Raw genomic sequence first — 17,692 nt, 5'->3', positions numbered from 1 at the left:
GAGGGCATCGTGAGGGGAGCGGAACGGTTCAGCTTCGGAAATCAGCCTCAGTGCAGGTAGCGGCTACGTCCCGCCTTCTTGCGGCACCCTCCTGGGACCCTCACCCCTGCCCCTCTCCCGCACGGGAGAGGGGTTCCCCGAGCTCGATCGGCACCCGGTCGTGACGGATGAGGCCAACCCCAGACGGCCCGCGCGCACGAAAAAAGCCCGGCGCGAGGCCGGGCTCGATCCCGTCGCCGAAGCGAGGGTCGGCTTACGCCTGGAGGGCCTTCACCCGCGCGGCGAGGCGCGAGACCTTCCGGGAGGCCGTGTTCTTGTGCACGATGCCCTTCTGCGACGCGCGCATGATCTCCGGCTGCGCGGCGGACAGGGCCGCCTGGGCGCTGGCGGCGTCGCCGGAGGCGATCGCCTCCTCGACCTTGCGCATGAAGGTGCGCATGCGGCTGCGGCGCGAGCGGTTGATCGCCGTGCGCTTGGCGATCTTGCGGGTCATCTTCTTGGCCGACGTGGTGTTGGCCATCGGTCTTCCTCATTCTCGATTGCGCGATGACCCGATCGGACCGGGACGACGTCGCGTGGCATGATGCTGAAAGCACAGGAACCCCGCCGGGGCGAGCCGGCGGGTCCGCGAGGCGCCTGCTATAGCGGCGGCGCCGGGCAGCGTCAACGCGGCTCGTCGGGGCAATCGCCCGCACGACTCCTCATCGGTGCGCCGCACCGTTAGGACTGGCCGAGCAGCGGCACGCAGGAGAGAGGTCCGGCATGAGCGAGGATTCCACCCGTCAGGCGCGACTCGCGCGGTTCCAGCCGCTCTCCGGCATGGTGATGCCGCGCTTCGCCGGCCTCGCGAGCCTGATGCGCCTGCCCGTGCGGGAGCCCGCCGCGGCGGTCGGGGACGGCGTCGAGATCGGGCTGTTCGGCATCCCGCTCGACAGCGCCACCACCAACCGGCCGGGCGCCCGGCTCGGGCCGCGCGGCGTGCGCGAGCAATCGGCGCTGATGCGCCTCGTCAATCACGCCACCGGCATCTCGCCCTACGAGCTGTGCGCCTGCGCGGATCTCGGCGACGTGCCGGTCAATCCGGTGGACGTGGCCGACACGCTGGCCCGCATCGAGGCCTTCGCCGGCCCGCTCCACGCCGCCGGCATGACGATGCTCGCCATCGGCGGCGACCACCTCGTCACCTACCCGCTGCTGCGGGTGGTCGGGGCGCAGGCGCCGGTGGGCCTGATCCACGTCGATGCCCACAGCGACACGGCGGACAGCTATTTCGGCGGCGCCCGCCTCACCCACGGCACCCCCTTCCGCCGGGCGATCGAGGACGGGGTGCTCGACCCCAGGCGCACGGTGCAGATCGGCATCCGCGGCACGCTCTACGCCCGCGACGAGCGCCGCTGGGCGCTCGACCAGGGCATCCGGATCATCGAGATGGAGAACGTGATCGCCCAGGGACTGCCCGCCGTGATCACGGAGGCCCGCTCCATCGTCGGATCGGGGCCGACCTATCTCAGCTTCGACATCGATGCCCTCGATCCCGCCTTCGCGCCCGGCACCGGCACGCCGGAGATCGGCGGCTTCACCTCGCGCGAGGCGCTCTTCCTCGTGCGCGCCCTGCGCGGGCTCGACCTGATCGGGGCCGACGTCGTGGAGGTGGCCCCGCCCCTCGATCCCAGCGGCACCACCGCACTGGTCGGCGCGACGATCGCCTTCGAACTCCTCTGCCTGCTGGCGGAAGCCCGCGCCCGACGCGCCGGGCAGGGCTGAGGGGCGGCGCCCTTCCGGGAGTCAAGCCCCGCGGGGCTCCCCGGGCGCTGTCCACCGCCGTATCCCCGGCACGCTCCCCGTTCTCGACATCCGCCGGTCCCCCGGCGGCGGGACCGCGCCGGATTCCGCAGGCTCGGCGAAGATCGCGCGCCGCCAATGCCTTGGGCCGGGACAAGCTGTGCGCGGGCGGTGGGCCGCGCGAGGCCTCAACGCTTCCTTAACCATCCGGCCAAGCCTCGCTGTTGCGAAGCTTCACCAGGAAAGCGTAACGTTCCGGAGGTTCGCCGTCCGGCGGATCCTGCCTTCGACATTCGCAAGTCACGACCCGACTCGTCGGCCCGCGGGCCGCCGCAGGACGAGTCGTGCCCGAGCGAGCGGTCGCGCAAGCGATGATTCGTCGGGATGTCGGGGCGGAGCGGCCCTTAAGGGAAACGAGACTTCTTGTTGATAGACCCGTGGGGAAGCCGGGGATGGCGCCGGGGGTAGTTGACTCCGCGCCCTGAACCAGGACCGACATGGTTCGAAGTGGGACATGTCGGGAGTTGCGTATCGGCGTACGGGCCGCAGGCGGGCAGCCGCGGGCGGTCCGAGAGAGGACCCATCATGCGTGTGGACGGCAGCTTGGCAGAAGGGGTCGATCCGGGCAGGAGCGGCAGCGGCGGCGGCAGCGAGTATGCGGCGGCGTGGCAGCGGGTGAAGCGCCGCCTGCGGGCGGAACTCGGCGAGGACATTTTCGCGAGCTGGTTCGCCCGCCTCGAACTGCAGGACGTGACGGGCGACGTCGCGCGGCTGACGGTCCCGACCCGGTTTCTCAAGAGCTGGATCGAGTCCCATTACCTCGACCGGGTGCTGGCCAACTTCCGCAGCGAGGCGGAGGGCATCGAGAGCATCGAGGTCGGCGTGCGCGGGCCGATGGCACAGCCGCGGGCCCCGGTCGCCGTCGTCAAGCCGGCCGCGTCCCTGCGCCCGCCGGTGGCGTCTCCGCCCATGGAGGCGCACGAGCCCGAGCGCGCCGGACGCGCCGAGGGAGCCGCGGATCTCAGCGGCGCCCCCCTCGACCCGCGCCTGACCTTCGAGAGCTTCGTGGTCGGGCGCTCGAACGCGCTGGCGCACGCGGCGGCCGAGCGCGTGGCCGGGCACGAGGGCAGCACGCCCCTCTACAACCCGCTCTACTTCCACGCGGGCGTCGGCCTGGGCAAGACGCACCTGCTGCACGGGATCGGCCACGCCGCCAAGAGCCAGGGCCGGCGGGTGATCTACCTCACCGCCGACCGCTTCATGTACGGCTTCGTCAACGCCCTGAAGACCCAGAACGCGCTGGCCTTCAAGGAGCGCCTGCGCGCCATCGACGTCCTGATCCTCGACGACGTGCAGTTCATCCAGGGCCGCTCGATCCAGGCGGAGTTCGGCCACACGCTGAACGCGCTGATCGATGCCGGGCGCCAGGTGGTGGCCGCCGCCGACCGGCCGCCGACCGAGCTGGAGAGCCTGGACGAGCGCGTGCGCTCGCGCCTCGCGGGCGGTCTCGTGGTCGAGATCGGCACCCTCGACGAGGCTTTGCGCGCCACCATCCTGCAATCGCGCCTGGAGGCGGTGCGCGCCACGCACCCGGCCTTCGAGGTGAGCCCGGCGGTGGCCGAGTACGTCGCCAAGGCGATCACCGCGAACGGGCGCGATCTCGAAGGGGCGGTCAACCGGCTCCTCGCCCACGCGACGCTCACCGGTGCCCCGGTGACCCTGGAGACCGCCGAGACGGCGATCCGCGACCTCGTCAAGAACCGCGAGCCCAAGCGCGTCAAGATCGAGGACATCCAGAAGCTGGTGGCGAGCCGCTACAACGTCTCGCGCTCCGACATCCTCTCGGAGCGGCGCACCGCCGCCGTGGTCAAGCCGCGCCAGATCGCCATGTACCTCTCGAAGGTGCTCACGCTCCGCTCGCTGCCCGAGATCGGCCGCCGCTTCGGCGGGCGCGATCACACCACGGTACTGCACGCGGTGCGCAAGATCGAGAAGGCGATCGGCGAGGATGCGGCCCTGAGCGACGAGGTCGAACTCCTCAAGCGCATGCTGCAGGACTGATCCACCGTTGTCCCTGGGGTTCGGGCGGTTCTCCACGGGAGGCCGCCGGGGCCCCGGCTTGCCTTACGGGTGCGGCTTCGCCAATGTTCCGGTCCGTGCGGGGCACGGGAGAGATGCGGCGCCGGCCGGACGGCCGGACGGTTGAGGACGGCGGACCACCCCCATGAGAGTGACAGTCGAGCGCGCGGCCCTCCTTCGGTCGCTCGGCCACATGCACCGCGTCGTGGAACGGCGCAACACGATCCCGATCCTGTCGAACGTGCTGCTGCGGTCGAGCCCGGAGGGCCTGCAGCTCAAGGCCACCGACCTCGACATCGAAGTGACCGAGACGATCCCGGCCGACGTGGCCGACGGCGGCGCCACCACGGTGCCGGCCCACGTCATCTACGACATCGTGCGCAAGCTGCCGGACGGCGCCCAGGTCTCCCTGGAGACGAGCGGCGACACCAACCAGATGCAGATCCGCTCCGGCCGCTCGCGCTTCACCCTGGGCGCCCTGCCGGAGACGGACTTCCCCGACCTCGCGGCGGGCGAACTCCCGCACCGCTTCCAGCTCCAAGCCGCCGAGCTGAAGAAGCTGATCGACAAGACCCAGTTCGCGATCTCCACCGAGGAGACCCGCTACTACCTCAACGGCATCTTCTTCCACACCATCGAGGCCGAGGGCGGGCTGAAGCTGCGCGCGGTCGCCACCGACGGGCATCGCCTCGCGCGCGTCGAGATGCCGGCCCCCGAGGGCAGCGAGGGCCTGCCGGGCATCATCGTGCCGCGCAAGGCCGTGGCCGAGATCCAGAAGCTCGTGGAGGACGGCGGCGACAGCGTCGGGATCGAGATCTCGTCCGCCAAGGTGCGGTTCAGCTTCTCGACCGGCGTCACCCTGATCTCGAAGCTCATCGACGGCACCTTCCCGGACTACCAGCGCGTCATCCCGACCGGGAACGACAAGCGCCTGACGGTCGAGCGCGAGCAGTTCGCCAAGGCGGTCGACCGCGTCTCGACCATCTCCTCCGAGCGCGGCCGGGCCGTGAAGCTCGCGATGAACGGCGGACGGCTCTCCCTGTCGGTCAACAACCCGGATTCCGGCAGCGCCACCGAGGAGCTGGACGTCGACTACGAGGCGACGCCGCTCGATATCGGCTTCAACGCCCGCTACCTCCTCGACATCACGGCGCAGCTCGACGGCGACACCGCCCTCTTCCGCCTCGCCGACCCCGGCTCCCCGACGCTGATTCAGGACAAGGACGACGCGCCGGCCCTCTACGTGCTGATGCCGATGCGGGTGTGACCGCGGCCAGCGGCGTGAGGCATCTCAGGCGGACGAAGCAGGACGCAGGTCCGGGAGCGACGCCGGCAATCATCAGGCGCGGGGAACCCTTCTCCCGTGCGGGAGAAGGGCAGGGATGAGGGTCCGGGAAGGGAGCCGCAAGAAGGCGGAACGCTGCCGCGGCCAGCACGATGGGTCGTGGATCAGCCTGAATCCTTCCGCTCCCCTCACCACACTCAGAGTTTCACTGCGGCTCCACCTGGACCCTCACGCGGGATCTTCGATCCCCTGCCCCTCTCCCGCACGGGCAGGGCAATCGCATATGGAAATGGCGTTCTCTCGCTCCGCCATGCCAAGAGGAATTTCCACTCTTTTCAGCGGGGTGTTCCCTCGAAAAGTCTGCGACCAGCTCACGCCCGAGAGAACAAAATTCCCATATGCGATTGCCCTGCCCGCACGGGAGAGGGGTTCCCCGCGGTGCCCGCGACTGAATCCATGAGCGTGCTCGGCTCCTCCCCGATCCTCTACCGCGTCCTCGACGACGCCGTGGCGATCGATCGCGTGGTGCATGGCGCACGGGATCTTGCAACCATCCCGGATGACGAGTGATTGGGTGGCTCAACGCCCATGGCCGCCCTGGACCCCTTGCGCGTCACGCGCCTCATCGCCCGCGACTTCCGCAACCACGCCGCGCTCGACCTCGGCGTCGGGCGCCGGTTCGTGGCGCTCGCCGGGGAGAACGGGGCGGGCAAGACCAACATCCTCGAAGCGCTCTCGCTGTTCGCGCCGGGGCGCGGCCTGCGCCGGGCGGATTTCTCGACGATGGCCCGCGAGGGCGGCACGGGGGGCTTCGCGGTCTCGCTGACCCTGAGCGGACCGCACGGGGAGCACCGGGTCGGCACCGCCTGGGAGCCGCCGCAGAGCCGCGAGGAGGCGCGGGGCGGCCGCCTCTGCCGCATCGACGGGGCGAGCGCCCCCTCCCCGACCGCCTTCGCCGAACACCTGCGGGTGGTCTGGCTCACCCCCGACCTCGACGCGCTCTTTCGCGGCCCGGCCGGCGACCGGCGCCGCTTCCTCGACCGGCTGGTGCTGGCGGTCGATGCCGGCCACGGCGCCCGGGTGAGCGCGATGGAGCGGGCCCTGCGCTCGCGCAACCGGCTCCTGGAGGAGCGGCCGGACGACGGCCCCTGGCTCGACGCGGTGGAGCGCGAGGTGGCGGAACTCGCCATCGCGGTGGCGCTGGCGCGCCGCGAGACGGTGGAGCGCCTCGACCGGCTGATCCTCGACACCCGGGACGAGGCCTCGCCCTTCCCCTGGGCCGGCGTGCGGCTCGACGGCGACATTGACGACCTCGTGGCGGTCTGGCCCGCTGTCGATGCGGAGGACCGCTTCCGCCTGACCCTGCGCCAGAACCGTCTTCGCGATCGGGCCGCCGGCCGCACGCTCGCCGGTCCCCAGGCCTCGGACCTCCTCGTGCGCCACGGCCCCAAGGACGTGCCCGCCGGCACCGCCTCGACGGGCGAGCAGAAGGCGCTGCTGATCGGCCTCGTGCTGGCGCATGCCCGCTTGGTCGCGGGGATGAGCGGCCTGCCGCCCCTCGTCCTCCTCGACGAGGTCGCCGCCCACCTCGACCCGCGCCGCCGCGCCGGACTGTTCGACGCCCTGGAGGCCCTGCCGGGACAGGTCTGGATGACGGGCGCAGACCCGGCTCTGTTCGCGGAACTGGGCGGGCGCGGCGACGTGGTGGCGGTCGGCGACGGGTCGATCGGGCCGGCCTGAGGGGCCTCAGGCCAGACCCCGCGCGACGTCGGTGTGGACGAAGTCGTTGCCGACGAAGAGCAGGGGAACGCCGCGCGTCGTGGCGCAGGCGTAGGCGAAGCAATCCCCCAAGTTGAGCCGGGCGGGATGGCCGCGGCCCTTTCCGAAACGCTGGCAGGCATCCAGGGCCGATCGCGTCTCCTCGCCGGCGATCGGAACGACCTCGATTCCGGCCTCGCTCATGAAGGCATTTAGCAGGCGCTGGACGTCTTGAAGCGGCAGTCTCGTTTCCCGTGCGATCGCCTGGACCGCCTCGAAGATGGCGATCCCGCTCGTCAACCGGACGGACGCATCATGCAGACGTTGCTCGAGATCGGCGTGACCCGCCTCGCGCAGCAGGATGGCCACGAGCGCCGAGGCATCGATGAACATCAGGGCTCGCCGTTCAGCTCGTCGAAGAAGGCCTTGTCGGCCTTGAGGCCGGTCCTGGGTGCGGCCGCAAGGGCATCCTGCATCGGCTTGATCCGCGCGCGGAAGGCGGAGAGCGACTGTTCGCGGCGTTGAATTTCGTTCGCCAGCGCCATACGCACGGCTTCCGCCTTGCTCACGCCCGCGTCGGACGCCAGCGTCTCGGCGAGGCGATCAACCTCCTCGTCGCGGATCGTCAGGGGCATGGCGGATCGGTCCGTAGAGACGCACGATAGCTAACGTTCCCACGGGCCGGCCGCAAGACGATCGAAGCCTCCGCAACCATTCGCAGCACCCGCAGGGATCCGATGACCTCACGCCTCGACGAGGCCCGCGCCGCCCTCCGCACCACCTTCGGGTACGAGGATTTCCGCTCCGGCCAGGCCGAGGTGATCGGGGCCGTGCTCGACGGGCGCGACGTGCTGGCGGTGATGCCGACGGGGTCGGGCAAGTCGATGACCTACCAGCTGCCGGCCCTGGTCGAGGGCTCGCTCACCGTGGTGGTCTCGCCCCTGATCGCGCTGATGCACGACCAGGTACAGCAGATGCAGGGCTTCGGCGTCGCCGCCGCGACGCTCAACTCCACGGTGGACGAGGCGAAGGCCAAGGCGGCGTGGCGCCAGATCCGGGCCGGCGCCCTGCGGCTCCTGTTCGTCTCGCCCGAGCGGCTGCTGATGGAGGGGCTGATCGAGGCCCTGAAGAGCGCGGGCGTGCGCCGCCTCGCGGTGGACGAGGCGCATTGCGTCTCGCAATGGGGCCACGATTTCCGGCCCGAGTACCGCGATCTCGCCCGCGCCCGCGAGGCGCTGGGCGGCGTGCAGATGGTGGCGCTGACCGCCACCGCCGACACCGCGACCCGGGCCGACATCACCGAGCGGCTGTTTCCGGCCGGCCGCCAGCCCGAGATCTTCGTCCACTCCTTCGACCGGCCGAACATCCGCCTGACCTTCGCGCCCAAGGAGCACGCCACGCGCCAGATCAGCCGCTTCCTGCGCCCGCGCCGGGCCGAGAGCGGCATCGTCTACTGCTCCTCGCGCAAGCGCACCGAGCAGCTCGCCCAGGTGCTGCAGGAGGAGGGCGTCAACGCCCTGCCCTACCATGCCGGCCTCGACCAGGGCACGCGCATGCGCAACCAGGACGCCTTTCTGCAGGAGGACGGGATGGTCATGGTGGCGACCGTCGCCTTCGGCATGGGCATCAACAAGCCGGACGTGCGCTTCGTCTGCCACGCCGACATGCCCTCCAACGTCGAGGGTTATTACCAGGAGATCGGCCGCGCGGGCCGCGACGGGCTGCCGGCCGACACCCTCACCCTCTACGGCCTCGACGACATGGCGCTGCGCCGCCGCCAGATCGACGAGAAGGACATCCCGGACGAGCGCCGCCGGGTCGAGCGCCGCAAGCTCGAAGCGATGATCGCCCTGTGCGAGGGCGCCTCCTGCCGCCGCCAGTCGCTGCTGGCCTATTTCGGCGAGGCGAGCGGGCCGTGCGGGCGCTGCGACCTCTGCCGCGGCGGCGTCCCGCTGATCGACGGCACGGTGGCGGCCCAGAAGGTGCTCTCGGCCATCGTGCGCACCGGCCAGCGCTTCGGCGCGGCCTATGTCTGCGACCTCGTCCACGGCAAGGAGAGCGACCAGATCCGCCGCAACGGCCACGCCCGGCTCAAGACCTTCGGGGTCGGGGCCGACAAGCCGGTGACGGCGTGGCGCGCCATCCTGCGCCAACTCTTCGCGGCCGGTGCCGTGCAGGAGAACGCGGACGGCTACGGCGGCCTCGCCATGACCGAGAAGGGCGAGGCGATCCTCTTCGGCCGCGAGACCGTGCAGCTGCGCCCCGATCCCGAGCCGCGCCCGCCCAAGGAGCGGCGCGGCAAGGCGGCGGACCGCGACGACACGCTGGGCCTCTCCCCCGAGGACGAGGCGCTGTTCCAGCACCTGCGGGGCCTGCGCGCGCTGATCGCCCGCCAGGAGGGGGTGGCCGCCTACATGATCTTCCCCGACCGCACCCTGATCGAGATGGCGCGCGCCAAGCCGGTGGATCTCTGGGCGCTGCGCTCGGTGCACGGCGTCGGCGAGCGCAAGCGCGAGGCCTACGGCGAGGCCTTCACGCAGGCGATCGGGGAGTTCCTGGCGGATGCGGGCAAGCGGGCGGGGTGAGAGGCCCGCACCGCCACGGGTTCACCGTGCCGGTCCGAGGAGCGCCCTGAACGTGTCGATCGCGGCGATGAGGCGGCGCGGACGGGTCCCGAACGGCCGGAAGCCGAAGTGGCGGTAGAACGCTTCGGTCCGGTCATCCTTGGCATCGACGACGAGACCGAACACGGCGATGTCCGACCGTGCCGCGCGCGCAGCAGCGTTGACGAGCAGCGCCGCACCGAGCTTCCAGCCCCGGAAGGTCCGATCGATGGCGAGGCGACCGAGCAGGGCGACAGGGACGGCGGGGTAGCGCGGCAGCTTGCGCGCGAGATCGGCGGGAACTTCGGCGAGCACGACGTCGGATGCGGACAGGGTGTAGTAGCCTGCGATCACGCCCGTCCCACGGTCCAGGCCGACGAAGCACGCGGTCACGCGGCGCCGGACGTCCTGCGTGACCTGCGTATGAAAGTAGCGGTCGAGGGCGTCGACGCCTGAGCGAAAAGCCGATCGGTCCTGGGTCCCGAGCGCTTCCACGACGAAAGGCGCGTCGCTCACGCCGGCCCGATCAGCCGCTCGTGATGCGCGCGAGCGCGTTCCAGGGCCGCATTCGGCGAAGGCGGGTTGAGCAGGAGATCGACGAAGTCGCGCTGGCCTTCGGCCGAGAGCCGGATGACGCTCGTCTCCTCGATCGCGCGCCGGGCGGCCTGTTCGGCAGCCGCCACCACGAAATCGCTCAGCGACCGCCCTTGCAGCTCGGCGGCGCGCCGCACGACGGCGAGCGTATCGGGGTGGATCCGCGCCTCGATGCGCGCGGCACGGGGTGACGGCTTGGGCGTGGACCGGGCTCCTGGCTCGCGATTGTACGGCGGATTGCCGGATCTAGGAAAGGGCAGGCGTGCGAGCCGCACCGTCCCGTTGCCACCCTCCCCCCGCTGCCGTATGCGCAAGCCCGAGACTCCAGGCCGCCGCGGAAGGGTGCCATGATCCGCAACGACATCGCCATCACGCCCGATCTCGTGCGCCAGCACGGCCTCACCGAGGAGGAGTACGCGCGCTTCACGGGGCTGATCGGCCGCGAGCCGACGATCACCGAACTCGGCATCGTCTCGGCGATGTGGAACGAGCACTGCTCCTACAAGTCCTCGCGCATCCACCTGCGGACGCTGCCGACCTCGGCCCCCTGGGTGATCCAGGGACCGGGCGAGAACGCGGGCGTGATCGACATCGGCGACGGGCTCGCCTGCGTGTTCAAGATGGAGAGCCACAACCACCCGAGCTTCATCGAGCCCTACCAGGGCGCGGCGACCGGGGTCGGCGGCATCCTGCGCGACGTGTTCACGATGGGCGCGCGGCCGATCGCGGCGCTGAACGCGCTCCGCTTCGGCGCGCCCGATCATCCCCGCACCCGCCACCTCGTGGCGGGCGTGGTCGCGGGCATCGGCGGCTACGGCAATTCCTTCGGAGTGCCGACGGTGGGCGGCCAGGTCGGCTTCCACCGGCGCTACGACGGCAACATCCTGGTCAACGCCATGGCGGTGGGCCTTGCCCGCGCCGACGCGATTTTTTACGCGGCGGCGACCGGCGTCGGGAACCCGATCGTCTATCTGGGCTCCAAGACCGGGCGCGACGGCATCCACGGCGCCACCATGGCGTCCGCCGCCTTCGACGAATCCTCCGAGGAGAAGCGCCCCACCGTGCAGGTGGGCGACCCCTTCGCGGAAAAGCTGCTGCTCGAAGCCTGCCTGGAGCTGATGGCCTCGGGCGCCGTCATCGCCATCCAGGACATGGGAGCGGCCGGCCTCACCTGCTCGGCGGTCGAGATGGGCGCCAAGGGCAATCTCGGCGTGGAGCTGAACCTCGACGCGGTGCCGACCCGCGAGCCCGGCATGACCGCCTACGAGATGATGCTCTCCGAGAGCCAGGAGCGCATGCTCATGGTGCTCAAGCCCGGCATGGAGGACGAGGCGAAGGCGATCTTCGTGAAGTGGGGGCTCGACTTCGCGATCATCGGCCACACCACCGACACCCTGCGCTTCGTCATCAAGCACGGCGGCGAGACGGTGGCGGACCTGCCGATCAAGGAACTCGGCGACGAGGCCCCGGTCTACGACCGCCCGCACCGCGCCAACACGCATCATCCGGTCCTGAAGCCCCACGACGTGCCCGCCCCGCTCACCCACGGCGAGGCGCTGAAAAAGCTCGTGGCCGCGCCCGACCTCGCCTCGAAGCGCTGGGTCTGGGAGCAGTACGACCACTACATCCTCGGCAACACCGTGCAGAAGCCCGGCGGCGACGCCGCGGTGGTGCGGATCGAGGACGGCCCCAAGGGCCTCGCGCTGACCACCGACGTGACGCCGCGCTACTGCGAGGCCGACCCGGTCGAGGGCGGCCGGCAGGCCGTGGCCGAGGCGTGGCGCAACATCACGGCGGTGGGCGGGCGCCCGCTCGCCATCACCGACAACCTCAATTTCGGCAACCCCGAGCGGCCGGAGGTGATGGGGCAGTTCGTCGGCTGCATCCAGGGCATCGGCGAGGCCTGCCGGGCGCTCGACTTCCCGGTCGTGTCGGGGAACGTGTCGCTCTACAACGAGACCAACGGCGTCGGCATCCTGCCGACCCCGACGATCGGCGGCGTCGGCGTCGTGGACGACGTGCGCAGGATCGCGACGCTCGCGATCAAGCGCGAGGGCGACGCGCTGGTGCTGATCGGCCGCACCGAGGGCTGGCTCGGCCAGTCGCTCTACCTCGCCGAGGTATGCGGGCGCGAGGAGGGAGCGCCGCCGCCCGTCGACCTCGCCGCCGAGCGCCGCAACGGCGACTTCGTGCGCGGGCTGATCGCCTCGGGGCTGGTCGACACCGTGCACGATCTTTCGGATGGCGGCCTCGCGGTGGCGCTGGCCGAGATGGCGATGGCCGGCACCATCGGCGCGGTTTTGCCCGACTGCCCGCTCGCCATCCCGTGCCACGCCTACCTGTTCGGCGAGGACCAGGGCCGCTACCTGCTGGCGGTCGATCCCGAGACCGTGCCGGACCTCCTCTACAGCGCCGCCGCGCAGGGGATCGACGCGGCGGTGATCGGCGTCACCGGGGCCGATTCGTTGACCCTGCCGGGCGACGAGATCATATCGGTGGCGGATCTGCGCGCCCGCCACGAGGCGTGGCTGCCGAACTACATGGCCGGCCCCACCGCCGAGCCTGCCGCCGACCCGACCGCCTGACCGCACCCACGGAGTGCCGCACCATGCCGATGGACGCCCGCGACATCGAGGCGATGATCAAGGAGGCCCTGCCCGACGCCCGGGTCGAGATCCGCGACCTCGCCGGGGACGGCGACCATTACGCCGCCACGGTCGTGTCCTCGGCCTTCAAGGGCAAGTCGCGGGTGCAGCAGCACCAGATGGTCTACGGCGCATTGCAGGGCCGCATGGGCGGCGTGCTCCACGCCCTTGCGCTGACGACGGGCGTTCCCCAGGATTAGCGCGGCGGAGCGCGCGATGGACCAGCCCACCCTCTACGAGGACGACATCGTGACCTGGGCGGAGCAGCAGGCCTCGGCCCTGCGGGCGCTCGCGCTGCGTCCCGATTTGTCCAACGCGCTCGATTGGGAGGCGGTGGCCGAGGAGATCGAGAGCGTGGGGCTGTCGCATGTCACGGCCTTCGAGAGCAAGCTGCGCCTCGTCCTCGTCCATCTGCTGAAGTATCTCTCCGCGCCCGAGGCCCCGTCTGCGCATCATTGGCGCTCGGAGATCATTGCCTTTCAGATCGCCGCGCGGGCGGCCTTCGCCCGGTCCATGCGGCAGCGCTTGGATCTCGCGGGCACCTGGGAAGACGCGCAGCGTCAGGCGGAAGCGTCGCTGCTCACCTACGGCGACAGGCTGGTCGGCGGTCTTCCGCAGGAGATGCCCTTCAGCCTCGACGATCTGCTCCAGAAGAATTTCGATCCGGACGCCATGCTGGTCCGCCTTGCGGCCTCCCTGGCAAAGCCCTCGAAGGCCGACTAGGTTGCCGACCCAGGAGACCGCCTTCTGGAGCGGTGAGCACGTCATGGACGATGGGCCGTCCGGACACGCTGCCGCGAAGGCAAGACCTCATACCCCCATCAGCGAGGACCACCCATGACCGACGTCACCACCCGCATCGAGTCCGAGATCAAGTCGCAGGACGTGGTCGTGTTCATGAAGGGCACGCCGCAATTCCCGATGTGCGGCTTCTCGGGCCAGGTCGCCCAGATCCTCAACTACCTCGGCGTGCCCTACAAGGGCGTGAACGTGCTGGAGGACATGGAGATCCGCGAGGGCATCAAGGCCTTTTCCAACTGGCCGACCATCCCGCAGGTCTACGTGAAGGGCGAGTTCGTCGGCGGCTGCGACATCACCCGGGAGATGTTCCAGTCGGGCGAACTGCAGCAGATGCTCACCGAGAAGGGCATCAGCGTGAAGACCGCCGCGGCCTGAACCGCGACAGGAATCTCACGTCTCGCGACGGCCCGGCGCGAGCCGGAAAGGGCGCCTTACGCGCCCTTTTTCGTGGCCGGTCTGGCCGAAGCGCGCCGTGTCGTTGCCCCCAGCCGGCAACGCGCCGTCCCGGCGGCGCTCCGCGGGCGCGCCGCGCGCCTTGCGGCCGTGACGGGCCTCCCCCAGGATCGCAGGCCTTCACGGGGGCCATTCATGGATCAGCCGAGCCTCTACGACGACGACATCGTGACGTGGGCGGAGCAGCAGGCCGCGGCCGTCCGTGCCCTCGCGAAGCGGCCCGACCTCACGAACGCTCTCGACTGGGAGAACGTCGCCGAGGAGATCGAGAGCGTGGGCCGGGCGCATCTTCACGCGGTCGAGAGCCTCCTGGCGCAGACGCTCGCCCATCTCCTGAAGCGGATCTCCGCTCCCGCCGCACCGGCGAGCCTGCATTGGCGGCAGGAGATCGCGACCTTCCAGGCCGCCGCCTTGACCCGTTACGAGACGTCGATGCGGCAGCGCCTGCGTTGGGACAGGATCTGGAGGCTCGCGGTGACGATGGCCGAATCCGCGCTGATCGCCTACGGCGACCAGTTGCTGCCGAACCTGCCGACGGCGTGCCCCCTCTCCCCGGACGAGATGCTGGCCGATCCTTTCGATATCGACGCCGCCCTGTCGCGGATCGCAGAGGCGGGCTCGTCCGAGTAGCCGGCCCGCGTGCAGCGACGGTCGATCGACGGCAGCAGGCAGCCCGGGAACGCCCGGGCCTTCGCCCTGTTGATCTGTCGCGCATCATCGCGCTCCCCTTGCCAGGAGTGCACCATGTCGGCCCGAACCCCCGAGGAAGCCCGCGCCCAGATCGAGTTCGCGTTGCAAGCCAAGCGCGAATCCCTGCGCGTCGCGACGGACACGCTCGTCACCGACTCGGCGGACCCTGCCGCCCGCCGCCACGTCGACCGGCTGACGGAGGACATCGCGCGCCTGGAGATCCAGTTGCGCGGGGTCGCCGTGTGACGCCGCGGCGTGGCGTTCCGCCGCGCAGCTTGACCGTCCCGCCGCGCGTTGCCGCCCCGGTTCAGACGGCAGGCAGGAGGCGGGCATGGGACGGCACGGAGACACGGGATCGCCTGAGCGGCACGAGATTCCGCCGCGCTCCGGGGTGGCCTTCACCCTGGACCGTGGCCGGCGCCTCACGGTGATCGACCCGCAGGGTGAGCAGGTCGCCGACCTCGTGGCGTTCCGGCGCGACGACGTGGACGAGGTGATCTCCTCCGGGCGGACCCTCGACTATGCCGGGCGCATCTTCCTGACCGCCGGCGACCCGCTCTACTCCAACCGCAGCACGGTCCTGCTGCGCATCGTCGAGGACACGGTCGGGCGTCACGACTTCCTGCTGACGCCCTGCTCGGCCGACACCTTCCGCATCCTCTACGACGACCCGCACCCCCACCGGGGCTGCTTCGGCAACCTCGCGGCGGCGCTCGCGCCGTTCGGGATCGGCCCCGACCGCATTCCGGTGGCCTTCAACGTCTTCATGAACGTCGCGGTGGACGGCACCACCGGGATCCTGCGGGTCGACCCGCCGCTCAGCCGCGCCGGCGACCGCGTGACGTTCGAGGCCGAGACCGACCTCATCGTCGGGCTGACCGCCTGCTCGGCACCGCAATCGAACAATTTCGCCTTCAAGCCGATCCATTACGTCATCGATTGAGGACGGCGTCCATCGAAGGCACGGCCGCCACAGCACTATTCGCGGCCTCGTGCGGCGGGTCCGCAGGTCGATGCGGCGGGCCTCATCGTGTCACCATCGGTCGGGGTGAGGCATCGAGGCCGGAAAGCGGCCCGGAACAAGGCCTGTCATCTTGAGTTGGTCGCGTGCCGCTGCCGCAGCGGCCAAGTTGACCCTCCACCCATCGCCGGCACGGCCGCCCGCCGTGCCTCCCTTCGTCGCGTTGCGTACCTGCGTGCCCATGCCTCTGCCCTCGGACGATGCCGGCCACCCCCTGGCCGAGCGATTCAGGAACTTCATCCGGCAAAGCCCCTTCCCGTGCGTGGGGGCCAAGGCCGCACTCGGCCGGGGAGGGCTGCGCATCGTCGTCGCCCGCGACATCGCCTCGGACGGGGACGACGACCGGATCTATCCCGCCCTCCTCGCCTTCATCGCGCGCTACCGCGAGGCGCCCGCCCTCTTCCAGAGCTTCGCGGTGGTGTTCGAGGGGGAGGAGCCGCTGCCGGAGGAAGCGTTCGAGACGCATCTCTGGGCGCGCGTGCAGGCCCTGTCGGACCACGACAGCCGCATGGGCCTGCGCTACGACCCGCGCGTCCAGTCCGATCCCGGCAACCCGCACTTCTCCCTCAGCCTCGGCGGCGAGGGCTTCTTCGTCGTGGGTCTGCACCCGGGCGCGAGCCGGCCCGCCCGCCGCTTCGCGACGCCGGCCCTGGTGTTCAACCTGCACCAGCAGTTCGAGCAGCTGCGCGCCGAGGGCCGCTATGACACCCTGCGGCGCACCATCCTGGCGCGGGATCTCGCCTGGGCCGGGTCGCCGAACCCGATGCTCGCCTCGCACGGGCAGGTCTCGGCCGCGCGTCAGTACAGCGGCCGGGCCGTGGACGAGGGCTGGACCTGCCCGTTCCACCGCAAGGGCGCGACCGCTCCGGCCGACGACGACCTCGTGGCCCGGGTGCTGCGCACCGGCGCCTTCGTGGCGCCGGTGCGGGATTCCCGCCGATGATCCCGGACGATCCGACCACCGAGGAGGCCTTTCTCGCCTTCGCCTCGTCCGTCCGCGAGAGCGGCTACGCCTTCACCACGGTGACGCCCGCGACCCATGCGCGGGTGAACCGCCGGCCCGAGAAGGCCTGGGCGCGCTCGCTGCGCGACGTGCTCGGCTGGAGCCGGCCCTTCCGGGCCGACCTGCTGGCGCCCGCCCTCCTCGACCTGATGCGCCGCGCCGGGGCGGCCGTGCCGGACGGCGACGGCCTTCGGCCGACCATCCGCCTGTCGAGCCTCGACGGCGAAACATTCCTGCACTCGGCCTATCCGCCGCTCGCCGCCGACGCGGTGTTCTTCGGCCCGGACACGATGCGGTTCGTGCAGGCGGTGCTCGCCCATCTGGCGACCCGCGCCGGCCCGGTGAGCCGGGCGGTCGACATCGGCTGCGGCACGGGCGCGGCCGGGATCGCGATCGCCAAGCGCGTGCCCGAGGCGGAGGTCGTCCTCGTCGACATCAACGGCGCGGCCCTGCGCGCCGCCGCCCTCAACGCGCGCCTCGCGGGCGTGCGCGTCCAGCTCCGCCGCAGCGACCTGCTGGCGGAGGTGGAGGGGCGCTTCGACCTCATCGTCTCCAACCCGCCGTTCATGATGGACGCCGCGAAGCGCGCCTACCGGGATGGGGGCGGCCCGTACGGGGCGAGCCTGTCCCTGGCGGTGGTCGAGGCCGCGGCCGACCGGCTGGCGCCGGGCGGCACGCTGGTCCTGTTCACCGGGGCCGCGATCGTGGAGGGCGAGGACGTGTTTCGGCGGGAGGCGGCCGAGCGCTGCGGGCGGGCCGGGCTCGACTGGACCTACCGGGAGGTCGATCCCGACGCCTACGGCGAGGAGCTGGACGGGCCGGCCTACGCCGAGGTCGAGCGCATCGCCCTCGTGGTGCTCACCGCGACGCGCCCGGCTTGAGGCGGGCGGCACGGACGGGGCCGCCGCTCGGCGGCGATGAGGCAAGAGCGACAGCACGAAGCGACGCGGACGGGCCCCGGGCGGTTCCGCGCAACCG

General features: G+C 71.2%; 19 protein-coding genes. 14 read left to right on the top strand and 5 right to left on the bottom strand.

What is annotated here, in order from left to right; genetic code table 11:
- Positions 1 to 253: 253 nt before the first annotated feature.
- Entirely contained in the window at positions 254 to 520 is a 267-nt protein-coding gene (rpsT, locus tag ACKUB9_RS01915; protein ID WP_407518939.1) for a 30S ribosomal protein S20, read from the bottom strand.
- Between the two features lie 242 nt (positions 521 to 762).
- Between rpsT and speB the strand changes: the two genes are divergently transcribed.
- The 4 genes from speB (at position 763) to recF (ending at position 6,886) form a co-directional block, all read left to right on the top strand.
- Positions 763 to 1,764, top strand: coding sequence for an agmatinase (gene speB / locus ACKUB9_RS01910; RefSeq protein WP_407518937.1), 1,002 nt, complete (start codon positions 763 to 765; stop codon positions 1,762 to 1,764).
- A gap of 603 nt (positions 1,765 to 2,367) precedes the next feature.
- On the top strand, positions 2,368 to 3,843 hold the full coding sequence (gene dnaA / locus ACKUB9_RS01905; RefSeq protein ID WP_407518936.1) for a chromosomal replication initiator protein DnaA: 1,476 nt from the start codon (positions 2,368 to 2,370) through the stop codon (positions 3,841 to 3,843).
- 163 nt (positions 3,844 to 4,006) lie between these two features.
- Positions 4,007 to 5,128: a DNA polymerase III subunit beta gene (gene dnaN, locus ACKUB9_RS01900; RefSeq protein WP_407518934.1), complete on the top strand. Its 1,122-nt coding sequence runs from the start codon at positions 4,007 to 4,009 to the stop codon at positions 5,126 to 5,128.
- 606 nt (positions 5,129 to 5,734) lie between these two features.
- On the top strand, positions 5,735 to 6,886 hold the full coding sequence (gene recF, locus ACKUB9_RS01895; RefSeq protein ID WP_407518932.1) for a DNA replication/repair protein RecF: 1,152 nt from the start codon (positions 5,735 to 5,737) through the stop codon (positions 6,884 to 6,886).
- Between the two features lie 6 nt (positions 6,887 to 6,892).
- Here the strand turns inward: recF and ACKUB9_RS01890 are convergent, their stop codons facing one another.
- Positions 6,893 to 7,297 carry a type II toxin-antitoxin system VapC family toxin gene (locus tag ACKUB9_RS01890; RefSeq protein WP_407518930.1) on the bottom strand — a complete coding sequence of 135 codons (405 nt, stop codon included), beginning with the start codon at positions 7,295 to 7,297 and terminating at the stop codon, positions 6,893 to 6,895.
- Positions 7,297 to 7,539: a type II toxin-antitoxin system VapB family antitoxin gene (locus ACKUB9_RS01885; protein WP_407518928.1), complete on the bottom strand. Its 243-nt coding sequence runs from the start codon at positions 7,537 to 7,539 to the stop codon at positions 7,297 to 7,299. The genes ACKUB9_RS01890 and ACKUB9_RS01885 overlap by 1 nt, the downstream gene beginning before the upstream one ends.
- 102 nt (positions 7,540 to 7,641) lie before the next feature.
- On the opposite strand from ACKUB9_RS01885, the gene recQ reads away from it, so the two are divergent.
- The gene (gene recQ / locus ACKUB9_RS01880; RefSeq protein ID WP_407518927.1) at positions 7,642 to 9,489 is read left to right on the top strand and encodes a DNA helicase RecQ; all 1,848 of its coding nucleotides are present in this window, start codon (positions 7,642 to 7,644) and stop codon (positions 9,487 to 9,489) included.
- A 21-nt stretch (positions 9,490 to 9,510) separates the two neighbouring features.
- Here the strand turns inward: recQ and ACKUB9_RS01875 are convergent, their stop codons facing one another.
- Together ACKUB9_RS01875 and ACKUB9_RS01870 are read right to left on the bottom strand one after the other, a co-directional pair.
- The gene (locus ACKUB9_RS01875) at positions 9,511 to 10,023 is read right to left on the bottom strand and encodes a GNAT family N-acetyltransferase (RefSeq protein ID WP_407518926.1); all 513 of its coding nucleotides are present in this window, start codon (positions 10,021 to 10,023) and stop codon (positions 9,511 to 9,513) included.
- Positions 10,020 to 10,376, bottom strand: a complete 357-nt coding sequence (locus ACKUB9_RS01870; protein WP_407518924.1) for a type II toxin-antitoxin system TacA family antitoxin — start codon at positions 10,374 to 10,376, stop codon at positions 10,020 to 10,022. Before ACKUB9_RS01870 ends, ACKUB9_RS01875 begins: the two co-directional genes overlap by 4 nt.
- Positions 10,377 to 10,448: 72 nt before the next feature.
- Between ACKUB9_RS01870 and purL the strand changes: the two genes are divergently transcribed.
- The 9 genes from purL (at position 10,449) to ACKUB9_RS01825 (ending at position 17,595) form a co-directional block, all read left to right on the top strand.
- Positions 10,449 to 12,686, top strand: a complete 2,238-nt coding sequence (purL, locus tag ACKUB9_RS01865; protein ID WP_407518923.1) for a phosphoribosylformylglycinamidine synthase subunit PurL — start codon at positions 10,449 to 10,451, stop codon at positions 12,684 to 12,686.
- Positions 12,687 to 12,709: 23 nt separating this feature from the next.
- On the top strand, positions 12,710 to 12,946 hold the full coding sequence (locus ACKUB9_RS01860; RefSeq protein ID WP_238235516.1) for a BolA family protein: 237 nt from the start codon (positions 12,710 to 12,712) through the stop codon (positions 12,944 to 12,946).
- Positions 12,947 to 12,962: 16 nt separating this feature from the next.
- The gene (locus tag ACKUB9_RS01855) at positions 12,963 to 13,469 is read left to right on the top strand and encodes a DUF29 domain-containing protein (RefSeq protein WP_407518921.1); all 507 of its coding nucleotides are present in this window, start codon (positions 12,963 to 12,965) and stop codon (positions 13,467 to 13,469) included.
- A 114-nt stretch (positions 13,470 to 13,583) separates the two neighbouring features.
- Complete coding sequence (gene grxD / locus ACKUB9_RS01850) at positions 13,584 to 13,922, top strand: Grx4 family monothiol glutaredoxin (RefSeq protein WP_407518920.1); 339 nt, start codon at positions 13,584 to 13,586, stop codon at positions 13,920 to 13,922.
- 213 nt (positions 13,923 to 14,135) lie between these two features.
- A complete protein-coding gene (locus ACKUB9_RS01845; protein ID WP_407518918.1) occupies positions 14,136 to 14,630 on the top strand; it encodes a DUF29 domain-containing protein in 495 nt (164 codons plus the stop codon).
- A 114-nt stretch (positions 14,631 to 14,744) separates the two neighbouring features.
- Positions 14,745 to 14,936 (top strand): hypothetical protein, encoded by a 192-nt coding sequence (locus ACKUB9_RS01840; RefSeq protein ID WP_407518917.1) that lies wholly within the window; start codon positions 14,745 to 14,747, stop codon positions 14,934 to 14,936.
- An 85-nt stretch (positions 14,937 to 15,021) separates the two neighbouring features.
- Complete coding sequence (locus ACKUB9_RS01835) at positions 15,022 to 15,633, top strand: DUF1989 domain-containing protein (protein WP_407518916.1); 612 nt, start codon at positions 15,022 to 15,024, stop codon at positions 15,631 to 15,633.
- Between the two features lie 259 nt (positions 15,634 to 15,892).
- Positions 15,893 to 16,654 carry a guanitoxin biosynthesis heme-dependent pre-guanitoxin N-hydroxylase GntA gene (gene gntA / locus ACKUB9_RS01830; protein ID WP_407518914.1) on the top strand — a complete coding sequence of 254 codons (762 nt, stop codon included), beginning with the start codon at positions 15,893 to 15,895 and terminating at the stop codon, positions 16,652 to 16,654.
- Entirely contained in the window at positions 16,651 to 17,595 is a 945-nt protein-coding gene (locus tag ACKUB9_RS01825) for a methyltransferase (protein ID WP_407518913.1), read from the top strand. The genes gntA and ACKUB9_RS01825 overlap by 4 nt, the downstream gene beginning before the upstream one ends.
- Positions 17,596 to 17,692: the final 97 nt, after the last annotated feature.

This window comes from Methylobacterium oryzisoli, assembly GCF_046557895.1.
Taxonomy (GTDB): domain Bacteria; phylum Pseudomonadota; class Alphaproteobacteria; order Rhizobiales; family Beijerinckiaceae; genus Methylobacterium; species Methylobacterium oryzisoli.
This window is presented reverse-complemented; position numbering and strand designations above follow the sequence as displayed.

Bases quoted from the DNA above. Each gene is read 5' to 3' on its own strand.
- rpsT (WP_407518939.1), bottom strand. From the start codon at position 520: ATGGCCAACACCACGTCGGCCAAGAAGATGACCCGCAAGATCGCCAAG.
- speB (WP_407518937.1), top strand. From the start codon at position 763: ATGAGCGAGGATTCCACCCGTCAGGCGCGACTCGCGCGGTTCCAGCCG.
- dnaA (WP_407518936.1), top strand. From the start codon at position 2,368: ATGCGTGTGGACGGCAGCTTGGCAGAAGGGGTCGATCCGGGCAGGAGC.
- dnaN (WP_407518934.1), top strand. From the start codon at position 4,007: ATGAGAGTGACAGTCGAGCGCGCGGCCCTCCTTCGGTCGCTCGGCCAC.
- recF (WP_407518932.1), top strand. From the start codon at position 5,735: ATGGCCGCCCTGGACCCCTTGCGCGTCACGCGCCTCATCGCCCGCGAC.
- ACKUB9_RS01890 (WP_407518930.1), bottom strand. From the start codon at position 7,297: ATGTTCATCGATGCCTCGGCGCTCGTGGCCATCCTGCTGCGCGAGGCG.
- ACKUB9_RS01885 (WP_407518928.1), bottom strand. From the start codon at position 7,539: ATGCCCCTGACGATCCGCGACGAGGAGGTTGATCGCCTCGCCGAGACG.
- recQ (WP_407518927.1), top strand. From the start codon at position 7,642: ATGACCTCACGCCTCGACGAGGCCCGCGCCGCCCTCCGCACCACCTTC.
- purL (WP_407518923.1), top strand. From the start codon at position 10,449: ATGATCCGCAACGACATCGCCATCACGCCCGATCTCGTGCGCCAGCAC.
- ACKUB9_RS01860 (WP_238235516.1), top strand. From the start codon at position 12,710: ATGCCGATGGACGCCCGCGACATCGAGGCGATGATCAAGGAGGCCCTG.
- ACKUB9_RS01855 (WP_407518921.1), top strand. From the start codon at position 12,963: ATGGACCAGCCCACCCTCTACGAGGACGACATCGTGACCTGGGCGGAG.
- grxD (WP_407518920.1), top strand. From the start codon at position 13,584: ATGACCGACGTCACCACCCGCATCGAGTCCGAGATCAAGTCGCAGGAC.
- ACKUB9_RS01845 (WP_407518918.1), top strand. From the start codon at position 14,136: ATGGATCAGCCGAGCCTCTACGACGACGACATCGTGACGTGGGCGGAG.
- ACKUB9_RS01840 (WP_407518917.1), top strand. From the start codon at position 14,745: ATGTCGGCCCGAACCCCCGAGGAAGCCCGCGCCCAGATCGAGTTCGCG.
- ACKUB9_RS01835 (WP_407518916.1), top strand. From the start codon at position 15,022: ATGGGACGGCACGGAGACACGGGATCGCCTGAGCGGCACGAGATTCCG.
- gntA (WP_407518914.1), top strand. From the start codon at position 15,893: ATGCCTCTGCCCTCGGACGATGCCGGCCACCCCCTGGCCGAGCGATTC.
- ACKUB9_RS01825 (WP_407518913.1), top strand. From the start codon at position 16,651: ATGATCCCGGACGATCCGACCACCGAGGAGGCCTTTCTCGCCTTCGCC.